Raw genomic sequence first — 26,477 nt, forward strand, 5'->3', positions numbered from 1 at the left:
AAAAAGAGCTTTCTCAAAGTAGTAAATTTTGACAAAGCTCTCTATATTCAATATTATATTATTATTTTACTTCTGTACTATCTGTAGCGGGAGCTGTTGCAGTAGTTGACGTTCCTTCTTCTACCCAAACATCACCTTCAGGAGCTTTTGGATCTTTTGGATTGCTTCCCTTTAAAGATATAATATAACTTGACACGGCCTGAATTTCTTTTGGTTTCAAAGTGCCTTTCCAGGCAATCATCCCTTTTCCGTCACGGCCTCCATTGGTAATCGTGTGGAATAAATTCTTGATTCCGCCACCCAATATCCAATTATCATCTGTTAAGTTAGGTCCAATTTGTCCGCCACCATCTGCTCTATGGCAAGCAACACAATTAGTGGTAAAAATTGCTTTTCCTGCATCTAAATCAGCTTGTTCCGTTAACAAAGTTACCGTTTTTTCATCCATCAAATCGGGAGCTGTTTTCATATATTCAGCCACTTCAATTTTGGCTTGAGCCAATTCATTCTTCAATTCTGTTTCCTGATCTGGAGCTCCCATAATCTCATAACGAACTAAATATATTACAGAGAAAACAATACAGGCATAGAATAAATACACCCACCATGGCGGTAAATTATTGTCTAATTCCTTGATTCCGTCATAATCATGATCCATTAATAGTTGCTTTTCGTCTTCGACTGGCACAGTTTTCGTCAAACGCTGCATTAATTTTTTATACCATTCTTTCTCATTCAGACTTAAACTTTCTTCATGAGCCAGTTTTACTTTCTCTTCTTCAGACAGCAAACTATAGGTAATTGTATTAACTGCTTTTAATGTTATTTCGATTGCAATCAAAAGAAAAAGCAACACGAACAAAAAGACTGACACCATAGGATATTTTATGAAAGCAGGCTTATCCCCTGAATCGATAAAATATTCCATCGCTCCCATGACGGAGAAAAATATGAAAAGTACTCTTATATAAGGTGGGATTAATTTTTTCATTATTTATATTTTTTGAAATTGTACAATTTAATCTTCTAATGGGATTTGGCTTATTTCGTCTATTGTCTCTTTTTTATAGGAATAAACCCAAAGACCTAAACCAACAAAAAAAGAAAAGAAAATCAGCAACGATAGTATTGGAAAAATTTCGACTCCAGAAATGGTTTCCATATTGTGTTTTATTTGCTCAAACATAACGTTTACTTTTTTTGTTATTCTTTTACTTTAATATCAGTTCCCAGTCTTTGCATATAAGCAATTAATGCCACAATTTCTCTTTCATTCATCGGAACGAATTTTTCACCTTTAGCCAAAGCTTTTTTCTTGCTATCGTCATAACTTTTTACAAAATCAGGATCATTTTTAAGACTCTCTTCGATGGCAATGGCTTGGGTTCGTAAATCTTTTAGTCCATTAGCAACTTGAACATCAGTGTAAGGAACTCCAAGAGTAACCATCGCTTTCATTTTCTTTTCAGTCATTGAAATATCCATAGCTTCATTGTCAAACAGCCATTTATAACTAGGCATTATAGAACCCGCCGATGTGCTTTGAGGACTCCAAAAGTGGTTAAAATGCCAATTGTCATTGTATTTTCCTCCAACTCTCAACAAATCGGGACCAGTACGTTTCGACCCCCATAAAAATGGATGGTCATATACATACTCACCTGCTTTGGATTGTGGTCCATAACGTTCCACTTCACTTCTAAATGGACGAACCGATTGGGAGTGACATCCCACACAACCTTCACGAATGTATAAATCACGACCTTCTAATTCTAAAGGAGAATATGGCTTAACACCAGAAATTGTTGGAATATTTGATTTCACCATAATTGTTGGAACTATTTGAATAATCCCTCCAATCAATATCGCAATCGTAGCAAATACAGCCATTTTGATTGGTTTTCTTTCCAACCACGAATGATATTTTTCACCTTTAAGTCTTCCTGAACTTATCGTTTGCAAAGCTGGCGCTTCTGCCAATTCATCTTCAACCTCATCACCAACTCTAACTGTTTGGATAATATTGTAAACCAATGTAAGCATCCCAACCAAATACATCGTTCCTCCAATGGCTCTCATCCAATACATTGGCATAATTTGAGTCACCGTTTCAAGGAAATTACCATAGGTTAAGGTTCCGTCTGGATTAAATTGTTTCCACATAGAAGCCTGAAGGAATCCCGCCAAATACAATGGCAAAGCATATAATATAATCCCTAATGTTCCAATCCAAAAATGGAAATTGGCCAATTTTGTTGAATACAAAGTAGTTTTGGTCATTCTTGGAATTAACCAATAAATAATACCAAAAGCCATAAAACCATTCCAAGCCAATGCACCAACGTGAACGTGTGCAACGATCCAATCCGTATAATGCGCAATAGCATTTACATTTTTAAGGGAAAGCATTGGCCCCTCAAAAGTAGCCATACCGTAACCTGTCATAGCAACCACAAAAAACTTCAATACAGGTTCTTCACGAACTTTATCCCAAACTCCTCTTAATGTCAGAAGTCCGTTAATCATACCTCCCCATGATGGAGCAATCAACATTACTGAGAAAACAACTCCAAGATTTTGAGCCCAGTTAGGTAAAGCAGAATACAATAAATGGTGAGGCCCTGCCCAGATATATAAAAATATTAAAGACCAAAAGTGGATAATGGACAATCTATAAGAGTATACAGGGCGATTGGCAACTTTAGGTACAAAATAATACATTAACCCTAAAAATGGTGTCGTCAAGAAAAAAGCAACTGCATTATGACCATACCACCATTGTACTAAGGCATCTTGAACTCCTGCATACACAGAATAACTTTTCATGGCCGAAACCGGTAATTCCAAACTGTTAAAAATATGCAATACCGCAACAGTAATAAATGTGGCTAAGTAAAACCAAATGGCAACATATAAATGACGCTCTCTTCTTTTTAGCATCGTACCAATCATGTTGATACCGAAAGCTACCCATATCAAAGCAATAGCAATATCAATTGGCCATTCTAATTCGGCATACTCTTTTGAAGAAGTATATCCTAATGGAAGTGAAATTGCAGCCGCAACAATAATTAATTGCCAACCCCAAAAATTTAGATTACTCAAGAAATCACTATACATTCTGGCTTTTAATAATCGCTGAAGCGAATAATAAACACCGGCAAACATTGCATTACCAACAAAGGCAAAAATTACTGCATTGGTATGTAAAGGCCTCAATCTTCCAAAGCTTAACCAAGAAATACCTTCGGTCATGTTTGGAAAAAGGAACATAGTGGCCAATATAAGCCCCACCAGCATTCCCACTACTCCAAACAGTATGGTAGCATAAATGAATTTCTTTACAATTTTGTTGTCATAATAAAATTGTTCCATTTCCATATTTATAATTGTTTTTAAGGTTGTTTAAAATTGGTAAAAAGATTAAAGAGTAGTTTACCTCTTAATTTCTGATTTCTTTTGGGAAGATTTAATCAATTCATCGTCAAAAAGCATTCTGACCGATGGCGTATAATCATCATCATATTGACCTGATTTTACCGCAAAAACAAAAGCGATAAAAAAACCTATGGCGACGAAAATACTAATGGCAATCAACAAATAGATAACACTCATAATCTTAATATTTGGTTAACAAAATTATCTTTATCACTTTTTATAAAAAATGACAATTATCATATTTAATCTAATATGTTAAAATTATGAAAAAAAAAGAAACATTTCCTTATTAAACTATTTTATTTTCCTCGAATAATAATTACTCATTATGGTAACAAAACTTACTATCGTAATGGTACTCAGTGGCATAATAATAGCCGCAACCAATGGCAAGAGATTTCCAGTAATCGCAAAAGACAACCCAACAACATTGTATAAAAGTGATAAAACGAAGCTCATTTTGATAGTCGTTATGGCTTTTTTTGATAATTTTAAAAAATAATGAAGTTTTTTAAATTCTTTTGCATCCAAAATTGCATCACAGGCTGGTGAAAAAACATTTACATTTTCTGAGATGGAGACTCCCACGTTACTTTGTGCCAAAGCCCCAGCATCATTAAGCCCATCGCCTACCATCATTACATTTTTGCCCTGTTCCTGTAAAGCTTTTATAAACTCCAATTTCTGCTCGGGTTTTTGATTAAAAATCATTTCCGTCCCCTTAGGCAGAATTGATTCTAATTGGCTTTGTTCCCCGTCATTGTCACCTGATAAAACTTTCAGTTGATACTGAGTACTCAGCTTTGTGAACAAATCGGATAAGCCTTCTCGGTATTGATTGTTAAAAATATATTTTCCAAAATATACTTTGCCTATTTTTATATGAACAGCAGTCCCCTCCCCAGCCCTCCCCGAAGGGGAGGGAGTTGTAACTGCCGAAAAAACATCTTGAATTACAAAATCTGCAGAACCAATTTTAACTGAAATTCCATCAATTTCGGCTTGAATTCCTTTTCCGGTTATTTCTTCGAATGTATCCAATTTTAATCTTTTGGTTTCCGGCAAAAAATCATAAAGCATTCTGCTCAAAGGATGATTCGAAGCACGAAGCACATTTTTTATCAGTGTTAAATCTGTATCTGTTAGCACAGCTTTTTGCTCCCCTCCTTTGGAGGGGCTGGGGGAGGATTCATAGGAAATATTCGACTTTGCATTTGTGGTAATCGTTCCGGTTTTATCAAAAACAATCGTATCGACTTTGGCTAATTGTTCGATTACCAAAGCATTTTTGAGGTAAAAATGTTTATTGCCAAAAATTCGGAGCATATTCCCCATAGTGAAAGGAGCGGTCAATGCCAATGCGCAAGGACAAGCTACTATTAATACTGCCGTAAAAACATTGAAAGCTGTATTGGCATCAAAAAATATCCAATATCCAAATCCTGCAAATGCTATTAACAAAAGAATTGGCGTAAAATAACGGCTGATGTTATCAGTAATCGTTTTGTGTTTTTGCTCTACTTTTTTCTGAAAAACATCATTGCTCCACAATTGCGTCAGATAACTTTGGGAAACCGAATGTAAAACTTCCATTTCAATAACTTTCCCAATTTGTTTTCCTCCCGCAAAAACTTTATCTCCCGATTTTTTGGTAATTGGAACGGCTTCTCCGGTAACAAAACTATAGTCAATCTCGGCTTTATCCGATATTAAAATTCCATCAACAGGAATCAGCTCTTGGTTACGGATTAATAGCCGGTTTCCTTTTTCGATTTCATAAACAGGAATGCTTTCCTCGGTAGAGTCTGTATTTATTTTGGTAATAGCTATCGGAAAATAAGATTTAAAATCTCTTTCGAAACTAAGAAAACTATACGTTTTGATTTGGAACATTTTACCCAACAACATAAAGAAAATCAAACCGGTCAGACTGTCAAAAAATCCTGGTCCATAATCCATTACAATATCAAATGTGCTGCGAATGAACATCACGACAATTCCCAATGCGATAGGAATATCGATATTGAGCATTTTGGATTTTATACTTTTAATGGCCGAAACATAATAACCGCTGGCTGAATATAAAAAAGAAGGCAAAGACAGCGCAAAAATCAATCCCCTGAAAAAAGGCTTGTAATTATCCAGCCAAAATTCTTTTACTTCAAAATACTCCGGAAAAGATAGCAACATGATATTACCAAAACAAAAGAATGCTACACCGAGTTTATAGGTTAAGCTTCGGTCAACATTATTTTTTCCGGTTTCATAATTTTCCAAGCTAATATAAGGTTCATAGCCTATAGAACTCAATAAATAGACAATGCTTTTCAGTGAAACAATTTCAGGATTGTAATTGATTCGGACTTTCTTTTCGGGAAAATTAACTTGGGATGTGTTTATACCTTTTTGAAGACGCTGTAAATTCTCCAAAATCCAAATACACGAGCTGCAATGTATATGAGGAATGTTAAGTGAAATAATAGCGGTTGAATCTTCTTGAAATTCCAACAGCTTTGAAACGATACTTTCATTGTCTAAAAAATCATATTTTCCGTTAATATCTTGTGGAGTTGCGCCTGGTGATTTTTCGAAATCATAATAACAGGTTAAATCATTCAGGCTGAAAATTTCATATACGGTTTTGCATCCATTACAGCAAAATTCTTTTTCATCAAAAAGTATTTCTTCTTCTTTTATTATATCTAAACCACAATGAAAACAGTTATTTTTCTCCATAAATAAAGCTTAATTAAGCGGGTGCAAATTTTACAAATTGATTGTATTAAAACAATGATATTTATCATATAAAAGTATAACTTTGTAGACGCAAATCCTATTTCGTTATGAGCAAATGTGAACAATGTATCGTTAGAGAGTTTAGTTCTTTGAAAGCACTAAACAAAGACGAACTTATAAAACTTTCCGATTGTAAAACCTCTAAAATAATCAAAAAAGGCGAAAGCATTTTTGAGGAAGGAGAAAATGTGAATGGCATATTTTGTATTAAAGACGGTGTTTGCAAATTGACTAAATTAAGTCCAAACGGGAAAGACCATATTGTAAAATTGGTAGCCAAGGGAGAATTATTAGGACAACGCTCGATGATAAGTGACGAGCCAGCCAACTTAAGTGCTGTAGCATTAGAAGATATGCAGGTTTGTTTTATACCAAAAGCTGAAATATTAGGTTTTTTCGACAAAAACAATCAGTTTTCGATGAATGTTATGAAATCAATTTGCGGAGATTTACGATTGGCAGATGATCATATGGTCAATATGGCACAAAAATCAGTAAAAGAGCGATTAGCCGAAACTTTGATTTATTTGCATGAAACTTTCGGCACCAACACGGATAAAACACTGAAAGTACAACTATCCAGAGAAGAATTGGCCAGTATGATAGGTACCGCAACTGAAAGCTGCATCCGATTATTATCCGATTTTAATAAATTAGGATTGATTGAATTGGTGGGTAAAAAAATTGTTTTAAAAGACATTAATAAATTAAAAAAGATTGCTGATTAAAGCAATCTTTTTACTGTGTTCCGAATACTGCTTGAACCTAAAGCTTTTTCGCTTCATTCCAAAAAACATCCATTTCGGCAAGGGTCATATCCATCAAGGGCTTTCCTAGTTCATCGGCTTTGCTTTCCAGATATTGAAAACGTTTTATGAATTTTTTATTGGTTCGCTCCAATGCATCTTCAGGGTTAATATTCAAGAAACGGGCATAATTGATCATCGAGAATAAAACATCGCCAAACTCGGATTCCATTTTATCCTGATTTCCGGCAACCACCTCATCTTGTAATTCCTGCAGTTCTTCCTGAACTTTATCCCAAACTTGGTGTGGTTCTTCCCAATCAAACCCAACTCCTTTTACTTTATCCTGTATTCTGCTGGCTTTCACAAGAGCAGGCAAACTTTTTGGCACTCCTTCCAAAACTGATTTTTTGCCTTCTTTTAGTTTTAGTTTTTCCCAATTCTGTTTTACTTCTTCTTCATCTTTAACAACAACATCTCCGTAAATATGAGGATGTCTGTGAATGAGTTTTTCACAAATATCATTACACACGTCAGCCATATCAAAATCGTTTGTTTCACTGCCTATTTTGGCATAAAAAACAATATGCAGCAACAAATCTCCCAATTCATTTTTTACTTCATTCAAATCATTATCCAATATAGCATCTCCCAATTCATAGGTTTCTTCTATAGTTAGATGACGAAGCGTTTGCATAGTTTGCTTCTTGTCCCAAGGACATTTTTCACGCAAATCGTCCATTATGTCCAATAATCGCTCAAAAGCCTGAAGCTGGTTTTGTTTAGTGCTCATCGTGTTTTGGTTTTGTGTAAAAATAACAAATCCTGTCAGGAAAATATCTTGACAGGATTAATATATTTTGAATAACTTTAAAATTACTCTTTTTTAGCTGATGCTTTCTTTGCAGGTGCTTTTTTAGCTGGTTTTGTTTCTTCAGCTACAACTGGAGCTTCATCAACAAGCAATCCTTTTGCTTGAAGTGTATTATACCAATTCACGATCTTTTTAACATCTGAAGCATATACTCTTTCTTCGTCATATTCCGGCAATACTTCTCTAAAGTAAGACAATAAAGTTGCATTATCTTCTTTGTGGGAAATTGTTTGACCTTTGTTTTCTTTTTTAGCAATGTTCTGCATAATTTCTGCCAAAGGTTTTTCGCCTTCATAAGTGTAAATTGAAATTTCAGACAACAGACTTACATTACTTTTTAAACTTACCGTGATTTTTTTTCCATCCAATAATGACTCAGCCACAAAACCTGTACGTGTTTGTACTTTTAAAACATATAAACCCGGTTTCCCTGAAATCGATAATATTTTCTCTAAACTCATTTTTATTTTTTTTATTTATTTTTTTATTAAAACGAACGTATAAATTATCTTCCCTTTTTGGCAAAAAACTTCATTCTATAATCTTGAAATGTTTTCCCCTCGGTGATGTTTTTTAATTTTTTCTGGATCAAACGCTTTTTCAAAGATGATATTTTATCGGTAAATAAAATCCCTTCTATATGATCGTATTCGTGTTGAATCACCCTTGCTATCAAACCATCGAAAACTTCGGTTTTCATAACAAAATCTTCTTCACAATATTCAATGGTAACTGTTGGCTTTCTGTACACGTCTTCACGCACATCAGGAATACTCAAACAACCTTCATTAAAAGCCCATTCTTCACCTTCTTCTTTTATAATCTTAGCATTGATAAAAGTTTTTTTGAAACCTTTCAATTGTTTTTGCTCTTTGTCTTCCAAATCCTCATCGTCACTAAATGGGGTAGTATCAATAACAAATAATCGCAATGACAATCCCACTTGCTCTGCAGCAAGACCAACCCCGCTTGCATTATACATGGTTTCATACATGTTTGCAATAATTTCTTTTAAATTTGGATAATCTGGAGTAAGTTCCTCCCCTATTTTTCTTAAAACAGGATCACCATATCCTATAATTGGTAATATCATTTGATTTATTTTTATTAATACCTAGCGTAAATAAAGGAAAAAATCCACTTTATTAAGTTGGCAAAAGTAGTAAAAAAATAGATAATGAATAATCTACATTTGATAATTAGCATATTTTTGTACAATTGTATTGATAGGTTATATAAAATCTTACGAAGCCATTTATAACTTATCTTTGTATTAAATGAAATTCCATGATTACCAAAATAGAAAAATTTACTGATAGCACTTATTTTACAAATGCATTAAAAGCAACTATATCAGCAGTTCTTCCCGTATTGGTATTTACTTATTTTGGCCTTTTCGAAATTGGTTTTGTCATTGCCCTTGGTGCTTTTTTGACTTATCCAAGTGATATCCCGAGCAGTTTAAAGCATAAGATAAACGGAATTATTGTCACTGCTTTTTTGATAGCAGGAGTCAATTTATTAATCAATCTTACCTACCCCATTCCTTTTATTTTCTATCCTTTTTTCTCCATATTGGTATTCATATTAGCGATGTTATCTGTCTATGGACAAAGAGCTACTTTCACTTCTTTTTCTGCTTTATTATCAGTATCGTTATCCTTTTCTAATTTGCATACTGGATTAGAAATGGTTCAACATTCGGCATTAATACTTGCTGGTGGTTTATTTTATTTAATCATTTCATTAATATTTCATTACTTAAGACCGTATCGCTACGCCGAATTACAAGTTGCCGAATGCATCAAATTAACATCCAAATACTTAAAACTAAGAGGCGATTTATGGAACAGCATCGCCGACAGAAAAGTAATTCTCGAAAAACAACTGCATTTACAAGTCGAACTCAATGACATCCATCATAATATTCGAAGAGTCCTTATAGGGAAACAAATCAATGCAGTTTCTTCCAATCAAAATAGAAAAATGCTCATTGTATTTATTTCATTGGTAGAAATATTGGAGTTAGCGCTATCAACTTCATTTGACCATAATCGATTGCATCAAAAGTTTGAAAAGCATCCTAAAACATTAGCCACTTATCAAAACTTGGCTTATAATTTGGCATCAACATTAAAACAATTATCCAAAAACATTGAAAAAAGAACCAATTATATCCCAAAACATAAATTATCCAACCATTTATTAGCTCTGGAAACAGCTATAATTGAATACGAAAATGAGTTAGGAAAAACAGAAGCTTCCGAGGGCGTTTTGATGCTAAAAACCATGATGGAATACGCAGAGAAGCAAATCGAAAAAATCAAAGTAATTGAACGCGCTTTCACGTCAGTATCGAATACTTACGATTTCAAAGGAAAAGATAAAGATTTAGAAAAATTTTTAACTCCCCAATATTATCCAATTAGTACATTTATTCAAAATATAAGCTTTTCGTCAACTATTTTTAGACATTCTCTACGATTGACAGTTGCACTTATTTTAGGGGGTATTGTAGGTGAATTTCTTCCGTTTCAAAATGTTTATTGGATCTTGATGACGATCATTATCATCATGAGACCAGGATATGGATTGACAAAACAGCGATCTATACAACGTGTAATAGGAACTATAATTGGTGGCATAATTGCTTTCAGTATTTTATCATTAATGCCTACTCATTTTCTATTGAGTATTTTGGCTATACTTTGTATGCTACTTGGATTTTCTTTTACGCAAACGAATTATACAGTAAGTGCCACTTTTGTAACCATGTATATTGTATTCTTACATGGAATACTATCTCCTGATTTTGTAAATGTTATTCAATTTAGAATAGCAGACACTTTCACAGGAGCTTTATTGGCTTACCTTGCCAATCATTTTTTATGGCCTTCTTGGGAATATATCAAAGCCCCTGTTTACTTAAAGAAATCTATTATTGCCAATCGAGATTATTTGAAGGAGATTTTTATTTTTTATACCCAAAAAGGAGACGTTACTACCTCTTATCGTTTGGCAAGAAAAAATGCATTCATCGAAATTGGAAATCTCATGGCTTCATTCCAAAGAATGTCGCAAGAACCTAAGTCCAAACAAAAGAAAATTGTTCTTCTATATAAATTGACAGAACTTAATCATTCCTTGCTTTCATCGACAGCCTCTTTAGGTACTTATACTCAATCCCATAAAACAACACCTTCTTCCAAAGCCTTGACTATCGTTGTCGAAAAAGTGCTTAAAAACTTAGAGCAGGCGATTGCCTATTTAAAAGGAGAGTCAGTTAATGATTCGAATGAAATTACAAAAGAAGAGTTAGCTAATCGTTTTATAGAATTAAAAAACATTCGAGAAAGCGAACTAAAAGAAGGAAATCCAATTGACGAAGAAGCTTTTGCCTTAAAAATGCAGGAAGCACAATTGGTAATAGAGCAATTAATTTGGCTAACCAATTTATCGGAAGGAATTTTAAAAAACACTAAAAAACTAATGGAGGATTGATTAAAAAAAATGACAGCTTTTGGTTCCTTTTATTCGAAACCAAAAACTGTCATTTTGTGTTTATCAACTTGAGCCTGTTCTAATTGAAATTCATTCCAAAAATTCCAAATCTTCATCTTTAGCCCTGATCGTAACGGCATCCTTTTCTTTTTTTCTTTAAAAAAGAAAAGATATAGTGTAGAGCAGGTTCTATGTGACTAAAAAAGCCTTATGCTGTTGCTCCAAAAATTAATAATCAGTTTAGCTTAATTTTAAAACTTCGGCTGTATTTTTTCTAATAGTTGCCAATAACTCTGGATTTTCATTTAAAGCCTGACCAAAAGAAGGAATCATAGCTTTCACTTTTTCCTGCCATTCTGGAGAACTAAATTGCTCTGGAAAACATTTACTTACCAACTCAACCATAATAGAAACCGCAGTTGAAGCTCCAGGAGAAGCACCTAATAAAACCGCCAAAGTTCCATCGTTTGTATTGATAATTTCTGTCCCAAACTCCAATTTACCAATTAGCTCTTCGTCTTTTTTAATAACTTGAACTCTTTGTCCTGCTCTTTCCAATTTCCAGTCTTTGGTTCTAGCACCTGGGACATATTCGCGCAAAGCATTCATTCTGTCTTTTGGAGATTGACGCACTTGCTCAATCAAATATTTAGTAAGCGGGATGTTTTTATACCCAGCAACAATCATCGGAATTACATTGTCTGGTTTTATAGACAAGGGTAAATCTGAATAAGAGCCGTTTTTTAAGAAGCGCGTAGAAAATCCTGCAAACGGTCCAAAAAGTAATGCTCTCTCTCCATCAATCATTCGGGAATCCACATGAGGGACCGACATTGGTGGAGCACCTACACTCGCTTTTCCATATACTTTAGCTTGGTGTTTTGCTATTACTTCGGGATTTGTACATTTTAGCCACTGTCCACTAACAGGGAAACCTCCGTATCCTTTTCCTTCGGGTACATTTGCTTTTTCCAGTAATGGTAATGAACCTCCACCAGCACCTATGAAAACAAATTTTGTATATACTTTTTTCTTTTGACCGGAAGCTAAATCTGTGATTTTTATTCTCCAAGATTTGTCTTCGCGTTGTTTTAGTTTTTTAACTTCATGGCTGTAGTTTATAGTCACATTATCCAATTTCGTTAAATAAGACAACATATTTCTAGTCAATGTTCCAAAATTCACATCCGTACCGATTTTCATTGAAGTTGCGGCAACTTTTTCATCTGGATTTCTGCCTTCCATTACTAAAGGCATCCATTTTTGCAATTCAGAAACATCAGTGCTGAAAATCATTTCAGCAAAAAGAGGATTTGACTGCAAAGCTTCAAACCTATTTTTTAGAAAGTCCACATTTTTATCACCCCAAACAAAACTAATATGAGGAATACTTTTTATAAAATCTTCTGGAGTTGGAAGTTTTCCATCTTTGACCAAATAAGACCAAAACTGTCTGGAAACCTCAAATTGTTCGGCAATACTAATAGCTTTATTTGGATTTATTGTACCGTCAGCACTTTCTGGAGTATAATTAAGCTCACAAAAAGCCGAATGTCCTGTTCCTGCATTATTCCATGCGTCAGAACTTTCTGCGGCTGCAACATCTAATCTTTCGTAAATATCAATCTTTAAATCAGGTTGTAATTCTTTTAAAATTAAACCAAGAGTAGCACTCATAATCCCTGCTCCAATAAGAACTACATCGGAATTGGATCGTATTGTTGTATCGGACATTTTTGTGTGTTTTTAAGAAGTTGCAAAATTAGTTCTAAAAATCACAAAAAAAAATTATTTTTTAGTTACAAAACACTCAAAAATTATAACAGTTTGTTAAATTAAGAGTATTATTTTCGATTCAAATAATCTTGAAGCATGATAGTGGCTGAAATTTCATCAATTAGAGCTTTATTTTGGCGCTGTTTTTTATTGAGTCCACTATCAATCATTGTTTGAAAAGCCATTTTGGAAGTAAAACGTTCGTCTACCCGAATGACCTTCATATCCGGGAAATGATTGGTAAAATGGGTCACAAATCCTTTAATTATGGATGCGCTCTCAGAAGGCTCCCCATTCATTTGTTTGGGTTCGCCAATAAGTACCGCTTCGACTTTTTCTTTGGAAAAATAATCTTTCAAAAAAGGTATTGCTGTTTGTGACGGAATCGTAGTCAACCCCGAAGCAATAATTTGCAATTCATCTGTAACAGCTATTCCTGTACGTTTTTGACCGTAGTCTATGGAGAGTATTCTTGGCATTTTATAGTGATTCTTTATATTTTATTAAACCGAAAACAGAAATACACTTTTGCTCTTCATCAATATAATAAACAGAAATATATCCTTTAAAAACATAATCTCTTATATTTTCATCATTATAATATCCGGATTTTTTAAAATTAAAAGGGTGTTTTAAATCTTTCTTGATATTTTTGATTAAATCAACTTTAAACTTCTTAGCTGCCTGAGGCTTGTCTTTTGAAATATATCTAATCTGTTCGTTTAAATCAAGTCTATAATCTTTAGTAATCTCAATTTTCATATTCAGAAATAGTAGCTTCAAGAAATGCATCTAATTCATCCAAAGAGCAACATTCGGCTGTCCCATTTTTAACTTTAGCCAAAGAAGCATCTAATTTTCTTTTATTTTCATCGAAATAAGGGTCTTCCTGAACAATTTTCAACTCATCAGAAGAAAATGAACTTAATAATTCCAATATTTTAGCTTTTAAATCGGGTTGAAATTCTAAACGTAATGTTTCCATGATGTATCCATTTATTATACAAATATACCACTTTTTAATCTAAAATTAATTTCACAAAAAAACCATTAATTAGTTAAATATATAACATATTCCATTCGATATCCCTTTTTAGCTTTTGCTTAAAAATGGTATCTTTGCAAAAAATTTATCAAAAATGAACGAACTACAATCCTTAATAGAACAAGCTTGGGAAAACCGTGCTTTACTTCAAGAAAAAACAACTACTGATGCGATCAGAGAAGTCATCGAATTATTAGACGCAGGAAAATTACGTGTTGCTGAGCCTGTTGGCGAAGGATGGCAAGTAAACGAATGGGTAAAAAAAGCTGTTGTAATGTATTTCCCTATTCAAAAAATGGAAACATGGGAAGCAGGAATCTTCGAATACAATGACAAAATGTTATTGAAAAGAGATTATGCCGAAAAAGGAGTTCGTGTAGTACCTGGAGCATCTGCTCGTTATGGATCTTATATTTCAAGTGGCGTAATCATGATGCCAAGTTATGTAAATATTGGTGCATATGTAGATGCAGGAACAATGGTAGACACATGGGCTACTGTTGGAAGTTGTGCTCAAATTGGAAAAGATGTCCACTTAAGTGGTGGTGTTGGAATTGGTGGAGTATTAGAACCTTTGCAAGCAGCTCCTGTTATAATTGAAGATGGTGCTTTTATAGGTTCTCGTTGTATTGTTGTTGAAGGTGTTCATGTTGGTAAAGAAGCTGTGCTTGGTGCCAATGTATGTTTGACAGCCTCTACAAAAATCATTGATGTAACTGGTGATGAGCCTGTAGAAATGAAAGGTTTTGTTCCTGCTCGTTCGGTAGTAATTCCTGGAAGTTATACCAAGAAATTTGCTGCTGGTGAATTCCAAGTGCCTTGTGCTTTGATTATCGGAACTCGTAAACCATCTACTGATTTGAAAACATCTTTAAATAACGCTTTACGCGAATATGATGTAGCGGTTTAAAATCACATTAAATTTTATAAAGAAAAGAGGTCTTATTTAACAAAATAAGACCTCTTTTTATATTCAACAAATATTTAAAACATCAACTATTTTTCTTTTGAATTTTAATTAGCTTAGCATACTTCATGTACGAAAAAAATGCCTGAATCATAGCAATGGACAGCCCATCTAATCCATTTAAAATTCCTTTTTTGAAAAAATAACAGCGTATGAATGACACTATTCCATTAAGTATCGGCTTATATGCCCCTATTCTTACTCCTTCATCAAAAAGCTGTTGTGCATGCCAGCCTGAATATTGATTCTTTTTGGCAATAATCTGATCCAGTGAATCCCATCCATAATGCAATATATGAACTGGAACATTTTTTTCATTGGTAGTTACAATAGTTTGATGCACTTTAGAATCAGAAGGTCTTGCTGTTTTTTTATTAAAAAAACGTACTTTGTGATCTGGATACCAACCTGAAAAGTCTATTAATTTATCTCCTAAAAAGTTTTTGACACGAAAGCTTAACCCATCAAAATTTCCTTTTAAATATTTTTCTTTTAAAATATAATCCTCAGCATCAGCATCCAAAAATTCATCAGCATCCAAATTGAGAATCCAATCATTTTTACAAAAAGGCAATCCATGAGAACGCTGTGGTCCATCACCAAGAAAAGGCTGTTCGATAACAATTGCCCCCTTTGCTTTAGCAATTTCTACTGTCCTGTCTTTACTCAAAGAATCGACAATAATTACTTCATCACAAACTCTAAAAAGCGCATCAATGCACTTCCCTATCATTTTTTCTTCGTTGAAAGTAATAATCAAACCACTTATCGCCATTGTACTGTTTATTTGCTACTACAAAAATATATTTTTTTAACTAGATTACTCCATTTATAATCCAGCTTCCGCAAATATCTATAAATACTTTGTATTTTAGCACTCAAATTAAGTTTATTCAATATGAGAATTTTGGTTATTCAACAAAAAAGGATTGGTGACGTACTCACAAGTACGATAATATGCAATAGTTTAAAAAAACAATATCCAAAGTATACAATTGATTACATGTGCTATACCAACAGTGTTGATGTATTAATCGGAAATCCAAATATTGATAATGTAATTCCACTACCCCATAAAATCAGAAAAAACTATTTTTCCCTGTTTAAGTTTATTTTTGAAATTAGGGCTAAAAAATATGATATCGTAATTGATGTATACAATAAATTAGAAACAAATCTAATTACGATGTTTACTGGTTCGAAAATTAAAATTGCCTACCACAAATGGTACACCACCGTTTTTTACACTCATAATTTAAAACGTTTTGAAAATACAGAAACACCAAAATATGGATTTGCCATTGATAATAGACTTCTCTTATTAGAACCGTTAAAATTGGACAAAAACTCAATAGATCCTTATCCCAAATTATTTGTAAGTCCTGAAGAAAGTGAAGAAACAATTTTACTTTTTGAAAAACACAAAATAAACAGGGACAAAAAAACAATAATGATCAGTCTGCTCGGGAGTGAAAAAAACAAAACATACCCGTTGGAATACATGACTAAAGTTGTTGAATACGTGGCCGATCATAAAGACGTAACAATCCTTTTTAATTATTTTGAAAATCAAATTGACGATGCTAAGGCTATATACAATTCTTGTTCACAAGAAACTCAGGCAAAAATTCATTTTGATATATTTGGGAAAGATTTAAGGTCGTACATATCCATAATGAATCAATGTGATTTAATAATTGGTAATGACGGAGGAGCTATCAACATGGCAAAAGCATTAAACAAACCAGCCTTTACCATTTTTTCTCCTTTCGTAGAAAAGAAAATTTGGGCCACTTTTGAGGATGGATTAAGAAATATATCTGTCCATTTAAATGATTTCAAACCTGAGCTATTTACTAATATTAATCATGATGAGATAAAGAAAAACCACACCTCTTTATACCAACTACTTACCCCTGAATTATTTAAGGACAAAATTGATTTTTTCATAAATAACAATTAACAATACAGCTGGTTTTTATTGGTTAAGTTCAATTTACGGCATCAAATTCATCAAAAACTTATCTTATCATATTAATGGATGTTTCAATTATTATAGTGAACTACCGAAGTTGGAAGCCATTACTTAACTGTCTAGAATCATTACTTTCGATAGATAAAACAAGCATAACTTTTGAAGTAATCATTGTTGATAATTTTTCGGATGATGGCGAGTTTGATTCATTTCAAAATAAATTTAAAGGCTTTATTTTCATCAGAAACAATACTAATTCTGGTTTTGCAAATGGATGTAACCTTGGCGCAAAAGAAGCAAAAGGAGAATATTTTTTATTTCTGAATCCTGATACCGTAATATCGCACAATACAATTAATACACTTTATACGACTTACAGAAAACATTCTGAAATAGGTATATTGTCGTGCTTACAGGTTGACAGAAAGAATCGCTTTTTTAATCAAAAAAATATTTTTCCGTCTCTAGTCCAGATTTTCGGCATAAGCCGGTTTCTATATAGAAAAACAAGTTCTCATTTTAACACCAAAGAGGAATTATTCTATCCCGACTGGGTTACAGGGGCTCTAATTTTTATACATAAAGATTGGTTTCACAAAGTGAATGGTTGGAACGAAGATTATTGGCTTTACTTTGAAGATGTAGAAATTTGTAAAAAAATTGCACAGAAAAATGGTAAAATTGCAGTGACTCGAAATACAATTATTTTACATGAACACGGTGGCTCTTCAAGAAATGATTTTGAAACAGAACATATCAGCAGAACTGAGGTAATTATTTCAAAACATGTATATATAAGCAATAATTTTAATCCATTGACCAAAATAGTAGGGCATTTGCTTTTGATTATTTTTACACTTATAGGAAAAACCTTTTTATCGCTTTTAAGTTTTGTTCTGTTTTTCAATTTGAAATTGAGAACAAATAAGTACATTCTCAAAAATCTTTGTTTTTATTATTTTAATGCTATAAAAGAACAAACTTGGTTAAGTAAAAGATCCGTAAACTATCAAAAAGTAAACTTATGACAAATAGCAATGCTAAAAAATTGTCAGTGTTGATCATAACATTAAATGAAGAAGAACATTTAAAAGGTTTATTATCTGATTTAAATTTTGCAGATGAAATAGTAATTGTCGATTCCTTTAGTACTGATGGGACGGAAATTATTGCAAAGACTTTCCCTAAAGTAAAGTTTATACAAAATAAATTTGAAAATTTTTCTGCACAAAGAAATTTTGCAATCTCGCAAGCTAAAAATGACTGGATATTATTTCTTGATGCCGACGAGATTTTAACACCTGAATTGAAGCAAGAAATCATAGAAACGCTACAAAATAACCAAACTTATTCTGCTTTCTTTTTTGAAAGAATTTTCATGTTTGAAAATACTGTTTTAAAATATAGTGGCAATCAAACGGATAAAATATTCAGGCTTTTCAATAAAAAATCAGCGAAATATGATGAAAAAAGATTGGTTCACGAAAAACTAATCGTCAATGGTGAAATTGGGTTTCTAAAAAACAAACTCATTCATCATTCCTATTCGAGTTATGATGATTACAGAGAAAAAATTATTTTTTACGGCAAATTTAAAGCCCAGGAAAAATTTATAAAAAAAGTAAAACCAACATTTTTCCATCGCTTTTTTCATCCAAGTTATAATTTTCTTTACAACTATTTCATCAGATTAGGAATTCTTGATGGTAAAAAAGGAATAATTATTTGTTACCTAAATGCTTATTCTATAGTTGTTCGATACAAAGAATTAAAAAAACTATGGAAACAGAATCAGCTTCCTATTTCCAAAACTTAAGTTTCTTCTTCAATCGTTTCTTTCTGTGAAATCTTTCTTGAAAATCAGCTGTGTATTTCCAAAGAGTCTCAAATATTAAATCCTCAGATTCACCTGATACTTTTGCATATTCATTGCTCATTACCTCCACCATTTCTTTTACAGGTGTTAATCGGCAAAGGTTTTTCATTCGTAATTCAAACGACATTTCTTCATGAAAATTCATTCTATTCAAATCAACCAAAAAGAAATCATACTGCCCTTCAGCACTCTTTTTTATTAATGTATTTCCAGGAGAATGATCTTTGAATTCAATTCCTTTTTGATGCAAAGAATAAGAAAAACGAGTAAACTGTCTCAATATGTTTTCATGATCTGGGTAATCTGGAATCTCTACCAACTCTCTATAGGTCAAATTACATTCTAGATGTTCACTTGCATAATAACTATCCTTCAACCCTATCCAATTGTAGTTTTCAAGATAAGCAAGTGGCTGCGGAGTCCCAATTTCTTTTTCCAACAAAAGCGTTGCATATTCAAAAGAACGTCTAGCCTTCGACTTTCTAAAATACCTATAGGCAATCTTATTAATCAAATTTGGAATTTTGAAAGATTTTATATTCATCGTGATCCCTTCAAGTTCAAATAACTTGATGATGTTTCTTTTGCCGTCACCAAAGAGTTTTCCAGAAGTTTTGAAATCAGATATAAAAAGTAAAATTTTATCTTCCATTAATTTAACAGAAGGGGCCAATACATATTTCATTGAAAAAATTGTTAGAAAGACAAAAGTAAGTATTGCATTCTAGACTTCAAATATTTTATGTAGTTTTGCTTAAATTTCAACCTATGAGTTACCCAAATTGTACTTTAGTTACACCCACATATAATTGGCCGGAAGCATTAGAGTTACTACTTCTTAGTATATTACAACAAACCGTTTTACCAAACGAAGTAATTATTGCAGATGATGGCTCATCTGAAAATACCAAAAATTTAATTGCCAAATTTCAAAAAACATTTCCTGTACCTTTAATTCATATCTGGCATGAAGATATCAAAAACAGAAAGCCAGCAATTATGAATAAAGCTATTGCAGTTTCAAAATATGACTATATTATCGAAATAGACGGCGATATTATAATGAACAAGTATTTCATAGAAGATCATTTGAAATATGCACAAAAAGGGCATTATTTATTTGGTTCTCGAGTTACCATCAAAAAAGGTTTTTTAGCAGAACTATTTTCAAAAAAAACAACTCATTTTAATTTGTTTTCCAAAGGAATTAAAAAAAGAGGGCGCACTATACGAATCCCTTTTTTAATGCGTTTTTCAAAAAGTATTTCTGAGCGTTCATCAAAATTGAGAGGCTGTAACATGTCTTTCTGGAAAACCGATTTTATAAAAATCAATGGATTCAATGAAAATTTAGTTGGATGGGGAATCGATGATTCTGAAATGATTCAACGAATACATAATATTGGAATACAAGGCAAAAGATTAAAAAACTGTGGAATTGCATATCATATCTACCACAAAGAACAATCAAGAAGTCAGCTTGACATCAATGATGAAATTTTAAAGCAGAGTACAGAAAAGAAATTAACTTTTATCGAAAAAGGAATAAATCAATATTTATAACATGTTTGACATAGCCATAATTCTAATTAATTATAATTCTAGTAAACATACTATAAACTGTATTCAATCCATAATAGATAATACTTCCAAAAAAATAAACTATCAAATTATCATAACCGATAATTGTTCTGAAAAAGAGGATTATTTAACTCTCAAAGCCTTTTGTGAAACCATTTCATTTCCAAATCTGGAACTTCACAGAAGCAATATCAACACTGGCTTTGGCGGTGGAAACATGTTTGGGGTGCAATACTCTAACGCAAAATATTATGCATTTATAAATAATGATACTCTCTTTTTAAATGATTGTTTGTCGATTCTAAAAAGTGCTTTAGACGATAATAAAAACATTGGCATTGCCGGAGCCCAAGCATATAAAGAAAACGGAGATTTCATGATTTCATTAGATCATTTTGCCTCACCTGCAAGAGAGATTATTGGGCGAAATTTTCTTGAATTTTTCAATCCAAAAAAATATCCCAAACGAAAGAAAAAGTATTCAACTCCTATACAAGTAAACTTCATCCCAGGTAGTTTTATGTTTTTAAGAGCAGCTGATTTTAATGAAATAGGTGGTTTTGATACCAATATTTTTCTTTATTATGAAGAAACCGATTTGTGTTTAAGATTAGCAAAAAAATCTCAATATGCCTATTTAATCCCTGATGCAAAATTTATTCATTTTCATGGCGCGAGTACAGAAAAATCTATCGCAATAAAAAAAGAACTAAAAATATCGTTATTATACATAATGAGGAAGCATTATGGTTATTTTGGCCATAAAGTTGTTTTAACTTACCTAATACTAAAGTATTTTATCAGTAGTATTTTTAAACCAAAAAATTGGGCGCTTTTTATTTTAGTCTTAAATGGAGCTCCTTTGACTAAATCTTTAAAACAAATTCAAAAAATTAAACAAATTCACTAATCCAAAAATGAAATTGTATGACTTTGATTGGTCACAAATCCCAATGAAGAATGCAAATTAGATTGATTCAAAAATAACCGATTACATATGAAAATAACAATTATAAGCTATGATAATTGGGGACTAAACAGCCACTTAATTAACGCCTTAAACCAAAAAGGGCATTCAGTAAATCATATTAATATTTTTGATATTAAATATAAATATCCCAATATAAAATCGAAAATTTACAATTTTGTTTTAAAAACTTTTTCCAATAAAAACATTAAAAACATTTATTATGGAAATGAAATCATTGAAAGATTAAAAGGAAATAATGAAATCCAAGATGTAATTCTAACCATAAAAGGGGACTTTATTGATCCTAAAGCCATTTTAGAATTTAAAAAATACACCTATAAATCGATAGCCTTTTTTAATGACAGTGTAACCAGATGCCCAAAAATCAAGAGGGTCATTCCTCATTTTGATGAAGTTTATTCTTTTGAAAAAGATGACTGTAAAAAATACAATCTAATGTTTTTAACCAATTGGATTTATCCTATTTCTAAGAATGAGAAAAGAAATGCCAAATCTCAAGTTTTCAACATCAGTTCCAAAGATAAGAGAGTTCCATTACTGGTGAAAATAGCCTCCATTTTAAAAGAAAAAAACATCAATTATAAAATAATTATTTTTGATAAAAAAAATAAAAGTCACAAGTCTAGCGTTGAATACATATCAAAACAAATTCCATTGGCTGAAGTCAATGATTATTTGCACAACACTCAAGTTTTATTGGACATCAATCGAATAGGACAAAAAGGGCTCACTTTTAGAGTATTTGAAAGTCTCGAGCTAGAAAAAAAACTAATCACTACAAATGCAGACATTAAATACTATGATTTCTACAACCCTAATAACATATTAATTATAGATGAGAAGAAACCCAACATTCCTTTGGAATTTTTCAGTAATGAATATCAAAAAATCCCAGAAGATATTCTAAAAAACTACACAATTGAGGCTTGGGTAAATCAAATTATATCTTAATACAAAAACTAAATGAAATTATCAGTTGCAATGTGCACTTACAATGGGGAAAAATATATTAAATCTCAAATTGACAGTATTTTAAACCAGACTATATCAATTGATGAAATTATCATTTGTGATGATGGTTCGAATGATACAACATTGGAAATAATATCCCAAATACAACAACAATATCCAACTACAATCTTTTTATATAAAAATGCCACAAATCTGGGGAGTTCCAAGAATTTTGAAAAAGCAATAACCCTTTGTACTGGAGATTATATTTTTCTAGCTGATCAAGATGATCTTTGGAAAGAAGATAAAGTAAAAAAAACACTAGCAATTTTCGATCAAAACCCAAAAGCCGAAGGTGTTTTTTCAAATGCAGACATAATTGACTCAAATGACAATCTCATTCCCAATTTAACAATTTGGGATTCAGTATTCTTTTTAGAAAAAGAGTTACCTAAACCCATAGACTTTTTTAATATTGTTTCCAAAAACGGAAATATTGTAACTGGAGCTACATTATGCATTCGAAATCATGTAAAACATTTCATTACTTCTTTTGAAGACAATGTTTTGCATGACGAAAAAATTGCCACGCTCTTAATCTTGCGAGAATCGCTATACTATTCGACAGAAAATTTAATATCCTATAGAATACATGAAAAACAGCAAGTTGGCATGAAAAATATCCATAAAATTGTTACCAAAAACAGATTAAAAAGGATAATTCTTGACTTAGAAAAACCATCGAGTTTTTTAGAATATCGACATTTATCCAAAAAAAAATATTTAAAATACCAAAAATCGAAAAAATACCAAAAATTCAATTCCATTAAGATTAACATACATGATTTAATAACAAAAAGTCATAGTGAATTACATAATTTAAATGTCAAAATGAAATTAAAATTCCCTATTCGGTATCGATTTGTTACGCTAAGTGATCAAATACTTGGGAAACGAAAAATGCTGTAAAAAACTATTATTAATTAGACGTCTTATATCAGTTTAACAAAACCATCATTGGAATTTTTAAGTTACGCCATACGGATCTAGAATTTGCCGTAATAAACGTTCTTTTTTACTTTTGTTAGTAATATGAAAGTATGATTTAAAAATATAAGACTAACTTTGCCTTTTTTTAAACAAGGCATGATAAAAACCTTGTAAAACATACAACTTATGAATATCAAATTTAGAATAATTATAGTTTTCTTTCTATTAACTAATTCCTTATTAGCTCAAAACATTCCTGTAGGATCTATTGACATGATAGAACAAAGAAGCAGAAACGAACAATTATTAGGTAACGGAAATCCATTTATTTCCTACACATTAAGACCTATAGCATTAGATCTTATTGATTCTACACAAACAAAAGCTAATGAAAAGCTAACTTTAAAAGCTCTTCCAATAAAGTTAACACAGCAATACAATACATTTGCCCCTTATGGTTGGAATGATGGCTCTATGATTCCTGCCAAAGGCTACCAAACGCTACTGACTGCTGGATTGTATGCACAGTATGGGATTTTGAGTGTGCAGTTAAAACCCGAATATGTTTATGCTGCGAATCCTGATTTTGACATTTTTCCTTTAACAGAACCAGATCCTGTTCGATTAGCAAATGCTTATTATCTCAACTACACAGATTTACCAACCCCTTATGGAGATCAATCCTACAACAAATTAAACTGGGGCCAAAGTAATATCAAACTTAATATCAATAAATTTTCTATTGGTTTATCAACCGAAAATTTGTGGTGGGGTCCGGGTACTAGAAATTCACTATTAATGAGTAATACGGCTCAAGGTTTTTTACATTTTACCTTGAATACAAAACAACCAATAGAAACTTGCATTGGAAGTTTTGAAGGGCAAATCATTAGCGGTAAATTAGAGGGTTCAGGTTTGAGGAGTCCAAAATCCCAATTCATAATTGGTGGAGTGGATTACGAGCTACCAAAATCAAATGATTGGCGTTATATAAACGGACTTTCCATAAACTATCACCCCAAGTGGGTTCCTGGATTATTTGTAGGATTAAATCGAACCATACAAGTTTATCGTGATGATATGGGTAGTAGTTTTTCAGACTATATGCCAATATTTGCTCCTTTCCAGAAAAAAAAGTTAAATGGAGAAGATGCTAAAAATAGAGATCAGTTGGCTTCTCTCTTCTTTAGGTGGGTTATGAAAGAATCCAAATTTGAATTTTATGGAGAAAGTGGATGGAATGATCATTCACAAGATGTAACCGATTTATTTCATTCCCCTGAACATTCCAGAGCTTATCTTTTTGGATTTAACAAATTATTTATGCTTAACAAAAGTAAAGACATATATTTAAAAGTAAATTTTGAAACTACACATTTGGAACAAAGTGCCGATCGTTTAGTAAGGCCAGCAGGCGCTTGGTACATGCATGGAATCATACTGCATGGATACACCAATAAAGGAGAAGTACTTGGAGCAGGCATTGGTCCAGGAAGCAACTTACAAACTCTAGATTTTAGTGTTTGGCAGAAAGATAAAGTATGGGGAATCCAAGTAGAACGATATGCCCACAATATGGACTTTTATTATGATACGTATACGGATTATAAAAACAAATGGGTTGAATTGATGTTAAATACATACGCTTATCATAAATATGGCAATCTAGGCATTAAAGCCAATTTAAATACATCTGTAAGCAATAACTACCAATATCAATATGAGAATAGAGAAATAAATATGCAATTTCAACTTAGTTTGCAATATCAACTATAAAAAATAATTTGATATTTAGTAAATATTTTCTTAAAAAAAACTAACAAAGCCAATCTTATTTTATCCTTTAGCAAAATATAAAATTTAATATTAAAATAATAATTCTCAAAAAACAACACTAGACAATATGAAAACATCTGTTGCAATGTGTACCTATAATGGTGAAAAATTCATTGAAATTCAGATTGAAAGTATCTTAAACCAATCATTGCCAATTGATGAAATTGTTATTTGTGATGATGGATCAAATGACAAAACAATTGAAATTATAAAACAATTTCAGCTAGAATACCCTAATAAAATCAATTTACATAAAAACCCAATTAATTTAGGGAGTAATAAAAATTTTGAAAAAGCCATTTCTCTCTGTAATGGTGATTATATTTTTTTGAGTGATCAAGATGATATTTGGAAAATGAATAAAGTTGAAAAAATAATTGAGTATTTTTCAAAAAATGAATCAGCAGAAGCAGTCTTTTCAAATGCAGAATTAACTAATGACAATAATAAAAAATTCACGAATATTAGTCTCTGGGATTCTAAAGGTTTTATGGAAAACCAATTAAGCAAACCAATTGATTTATATCATCATATTAAATTTAAATCTAATGTGGTAACAGGATCAACTCTTTGTATAAAACAGGAAATAAAAAGCTTAATTTTACCAATTCCAGATATTCAAAAATTTTATCATGATGAATGGATAGCGATTATTATTGCTTCAAGAAGAAAATTAGAATATTTAACTGATGAATTAATATCCTATAGAATACATAGCGAACAACAGATTGGAGCTAAAGGAAATTTAAATAAAAACAGATTAAAGAATCATCTAGTAATGGGTAACCATATTTTAGAGCATACTACCCCTAAAAAGTATCAAGATTATGCACGATTATCTAGAATATATTTTCGCAATTATTTAAAATTCAAAAAGGTTTCCGATAACACCAAAGATGACACCCCTATCAATTTTAAAGAAATAGCAGAATCTAATTTAGATTTATTCAAAAAATGTAATGAATCCCTAAAAAAAGCCAATCCCATTTTCTATTTTTTTAGAACTTTAACCGACAAAATAAGAGGAAAAAGACAATTGTAGATAAAATCACGAAGAATAATTATTATGCAGGATAATCAAAATTATTATATAAAAGGGGATTTTATAAAACTGGAACACGGACACTACAAACT

General features: G+C 31.9%; 26 protein-coding genes. 12 read left to right on the plus strand and 14 right to left on the minus strand.

Features of this window, described 5'->3' with window-relative positions:
* Nucleotides 1-61: 61 nt before the first annotated feature.
* From B0E44_RS10655 to B0E44_RS10675, 5 genes are all read right to left on the minus strand, one after another.
* Nucleotides 62-991, minus strand: coding sequence for a cbb3-type cytochrome c oxidase N-terminal domain-containing protein (locus tag B0E44_RS10655; protein WP_077374243.1), 930 nt, complete (start codon nucleotides 989-991; stop codon nucleotides 62-64).
* 27 nt (nucleotides 992-1,018) lie between these two features.
* Complete coding sequence (locus tag B0E44_RS10660) at nucleotides 1,019-1,186, minus strand: CcoQ/FixQ family Cbb3-type cytochrome c oxidase assembly chaperone (protein ID WP_077374246.1); 168 nt, start codon at nucleotides 1,184-1,186, stop codon at nucleotides 1,019-1,021.
* A 17-nt stretch (nucleotides 1,187-1,203) separates the two neighbouring features.
* A complete protein-coding gene (gene ccoN, locus B0E44_RS10665) occupies nucleotides 1,204-3,381 on the minus strand; it encodes a cytochrome-c oxidase, cbb3-type subunit I (protein WP_077374249.1) in 2,178 nt (725 codons plus the stop codon).
* Nucleotides 3,382-3,435: 54 nt separating this feature from the next.
* Nucleotides 3,436-3,615, minus strand: a complete 180-nt coding sequence (gene ccoS / locus B0E44_RS10670) for a cbb3-type cytochrome oxidase assembly protein CcoS (RefSeq protein WP_077374252.1) — start codon at nucleotides 3,613-3,615, stop codon at nucleotides 3,436-3,438.
* Between the two features lie 117 nt (nucleotides 3,616-3,732).
* On the minus strand, nucleotides 3,733-6,174 hold the full coding sequence (locus B0E44_RS10675; protein ID WP_077374255.1) for a heavy metal translocating P-type ATPase metal-binding domain-containing protein: 2,442 nt from the start codon (nucleotides 6,172-6,174) through the stop codon (nucleotides 3,733-3,735).
* Nucleotides 6,175-6,281: 107 nt separating this feature from the next.
* Between B0E44_RS10675 and B0E44_RS10680 the strand changes: the two genes are divergently transcribed.
* Entirely contained in the window at nucleotides 6,282-6,962 is a 681-nt protein-coding gene (locus B0E44_RS10680) for a Crp/Fnr family transcriptional regulator (protein WP_077374259.1), read from the plus strand.
* A 37-nt stretch (nucleotides 6,963-6,999) separates the two neighbouring features.
* On the opposite strand, the gene mazG is transcribed toward B0E44_RS10680, so the two are convergent.
* From mazG to def, 3 genes are all read right to left on the minus strand, one after another.
* The gene (gene mazG / locus B0E44_RS10685; protein WP_077374262.1) at nucleotides 7,000-7,773 is read right to left on the minus strand and encodes a nucleoside triphosphate pyrophosphohydrolase; all 774 of its coding nucleotides are present in this window, start codon (nucleotides 7,771-7,773) and stop codon (nucleotides 7,000-7,002) included.
* 83 nt (nucleotides 7,774-7,856) lie between these two features.
* A complete protein-coding gene (locus tag B0E44_RS10690) occupies nucleotides 7,857-8,315 on the minus strand; it encodes a DUF5606 domain-containing protein (RefSeq protein ID WP_077374265.1) in 459 nt (152 codons plus the stop codon).
* Nucleotides 8,316-8,359: 44 nt separating this feature from the next.
* Entirely contained in the window at nucleotides 8,360-8,947 is a 588-nt protein-coding gene (gene def, locus B0E44_RS10695) for a peptide deformylase (protein WP_077374268.1), read from the minus strand.
* Between the two features lie 194 nt (nucleotides 8,948-9,141).
* Between def and B0E44_RS10700 the strand changes: the two genes are divergently transcribed.
* Nucleotides 9,142-11,355 carry an FUSC family membrane protein gene (locus tag B0E44_RS10700; protein ID WP_077374272.1) on the plus strand — a complete coding sequence of 738 codons (2,214 nt, stop codon included), beginning with the start codon at nucleotides 9,142-9,144 and terminating at the stop codon, nucleotides 11,353-11,355.
* 240 nt (nucleotides 11,356-11,595) lie between these two features.
* Here B0E44_RS10700 and B0E44_RS10705 read toward each other — a convergent pair whose 3' ends face one another.
* From B0E44_RS10705 to B0E44_RS10720, 4 genes are all read right to left on the minus strand, one after another.
* A complete protein-coding gene (locus B0E44_RS10705; protein WP_077374275.1) occupies nucleotides 11,596-13,089 on the minus strand; it encodes a malate:quinone oxidoreductase in 1,494 nt (497 codons plus the stop codon).
* A gap of 110 nt (nucleotides 13,090-13,199) precedes the next feature.
* On the minus strand, nucleotides 13,200-13,610 hold the full coding sequence (gene ruvX, locus B0E44_RS10710; RefSeq protein ID WP_077374278.1) for a Holliday junction resolvase RuvX: 411 nt from the start codon (nucleotides 13,608-13,610) through the stop codon (nucleotides 13,200-13,202).
* A gap of 1 nt (nucleotide 13,611) precedes the next feature.
* Nucleotides 13,612-13,893 (minus strand): type II toxin-antitoxin system RelE/ParE family toxin, encoded by a 282-nt coding sequence (locus B0E44_RS10715; RefSeq protein WP_077374281.1) that lies wholly within the window; start codon nucleotides 13,891-13,893, stop codon nucleotides 13,612-13,614.
* Nucleotides 13,883-14,116 (minus strand): hypothetical protein, encoded by a 234-nt coding sequence (locus tag B0E44_RS10720; RefSeq protein ID WP_077374284.1) that lies wholly within the window; start codon nucleotides 14,114-14,116, stop codon nucleotides 13,883-13,885. The genes B0E44_RS10715 and B0E44_RS10720 overlap by 11 nt, the downstream gene beginning before the upstream one ends.
* Before the next feature lie 154 nt (nucleotides 14,117-14,270).
* Between B0E44_RS10720 and B0E44_RS10725 the strand changes: the two genes are divergently transcribed.
* Complete coding sequence (locus tag B0E44_RS10725; protein ID WP_077374287.1) at nucleotides 14,271-15,086, plus strand: 2,3,4,5-tetrahydropyridine-2,6-dicarboxylate N-succinyltransferase; 816 nt, start codon at nucleotides 14,271-14,273, stop codon at nucleotides 15,084-15,086.
* A gap of 82 nt (nucleotides 15,087-15,168) precedes the next feature.
* Here B0E44_RS10725 and B0E44_RS10730 read toward each other — a convergent pair whose 3' ends face one another.
* The gene (locus B0E44_RS10730; RefSeq protein WP_077374290.1) at nucleotides 15,169-15,918 is read right to left on the minus strand and encodes a glycosyltransferase family 2 protein; all 750 of its coding nucleotides are present in this window, start codon (nucleotides 15,916-15,918) and stop codon (nucleotides 15,169-15,171) included.
* Between the two features lie 123 nt (nucleotides 15,919-16,041).
* On the opposite strand from B0E44_RS10730, the gene B0E44_RS10735 reads away from it, so the two are divergent.
* The 3 genes from B0E44_RS10735 (at nucleotide 16,042) to B0E44_RS10745 (ending at nucleotide 18,934) form a co-directional block, all read left to right on the plus strand.
* Nucleotides 16,042-17,106, plus strand: coding sequence for a glycosyltransferase family 9 protein (locus B0E44_RS10735; RefSeq protein WP_077374293.1), 1,065 nt, complete (start codon nucleotides 16,042-16,044; stop codon nucleotides 17,104-17,106).
* 74 nt (nucleotides 17,107-17,180) lie between these two features.
* Nucleotides 17,181-18,146: a glycosyltransferase family 2 protein gene (locus tag B0E44_RS10740; protein ID WP_077374296.1), complete on the plus strand. Its 966-nt coding sequence runs from the start codon at nucleotides 17,181-17,183 to the stop codon at nucleotides 18,144-18,146.
* Nucleotides 18,143-18,934 (plus strand): glycosyltransferase family 2 protein, encoded by a 792-nt coding sequence (locus B0E44_RS10745; RefSeq protein ID WP_077374300.1) that lies wholly within the window; start codon nucleotides 18,143-18,145, stop codon nucleotides 18,932-18,934. The genes B0E44_RS10740 and B0E44_RS10745 overlap by 4 nt, the downstream gene beginning before the upstream one ends.
* On the opposite strand, the gene B0E44_RS10750 is transcribed toward B0E44_RS10745, so the two are convergent.
* Nucleotides 18,918-19,679, minus strand: a complete 762-nt coding sequence (locus tag B0E44_RS10750) for a Kdo domain containing protein (RefSeq protein ID WP_077374303.1) — start codon at nucleotides 19,677-19,679, stop codon at nucleotides 18,918-18,920. The two genes, B0E44_RS10745 and B0E44_RS10750, sit on opposite strands and share 17 nt — an antisense overlap.
* 83 nt (nucleotides 19,680-19,762) lie before the next feature.
* On the opposite strand from B0E44_RS10750, the gene B0E44_RS10755 reads away from it, so the two are divergent.
* From B0E44_RS10755 to B0E44_RS10780, 6 genes are all read left to right on the plus strand, one after another.
* Nucleotides 19,763-20,557: a glycosyltransferase family 2 protein gene (locus tag B0E44_RS10755; RefSeq protein ID WP_077374306.1), complete on the plus strand. Its 795-nt coding sequence runs from the start codon at nucleotides 19,763-19,765 to the stop codon at nucleotides 20,555-20,557.
* Nucleotide 20,558: 1 nt separating this feature from the next.
* Nucleotides 20,559-21,485 carry a glycosyltransferase family 2 protein gene (locus tag B0E44_RS10760; RefSeq protein WP_077374309.1) on the plus strand — a complete coding sequence of 309 codons (927 nt, stop codon included), beginning with the start codon at nucleotides 20,559-20,561 and terminating at the stop codon, nucleotides 21,483-21,485.
* Between the two features lie 87 nt (nucleotides 21,486-21,572).
* The gene (locus B0E44_RS10765) at nucleotides 21,573-22,517 is read left to right on the plus strand and encodes a hypothetical protein (RefSeq protein ID WP_077374312.1); all 945 of its coding nucleotides are present in this window, start codon (nucleotides 21,573-21,575) and stop codon (nucleotides 22,515-22,517) included.
* A 12-nt stretch (nucleotides 22,518-22,529) separates the two neighbouring features.
* The gene (locus B0E44_RS10770) at nucleotides 22,530-23,486 is read left to right on the plus strand and encodes a glycosyltransferase (protein WP_077374315.1); all 957 of its coding nucleotides are present in this window, start codon (nucleotides 22,530-22,532) and stop codon (nucleotides 23,484-23,486) included.
* A 207-nt stretch (nucleotides 23,487-23,693) separates the two neighbouring features.
* On the plus strand, nucleotides 23,694-25,283 hold the full coding sequence (locus B0E44_RS10775; protein ID WP_077374318.1) for a capsule assembly Wzi family protein: 1,590 nt from the start codon (nucleotides 23,694-23,696) through the stop codon (nucleotides 25,281-25,283).
* Nucleotides 25,284-25,410: 127 nt separating this feature from the next.
* Nucleotides 25,411-26,385 carry a glycosyltransferase family 2 protein gene (locus B0E44_RS10780; RefSeq protein WP_077374321.1) on the plus strand — a complete coding sequence of 325 codons (975 nt, stop codon included), beginning with the start codon at nucleotides 25,411-25,413 and terminating at the stop codon, nucleotides 26,383-26,385.
* The last annotated feature ends 92 nt before the right edge of the window (nucleotides 26,386-26,477 follow it).

It is taken from the genome of Flavobacterium sp. A45 (assembly GCF_002001005.1).
Lineage (GTDB): Bacteria > Bacteroidota > Bacteroidia > Flavobacteriales > Flavobacteriaceae > Flavobacterium.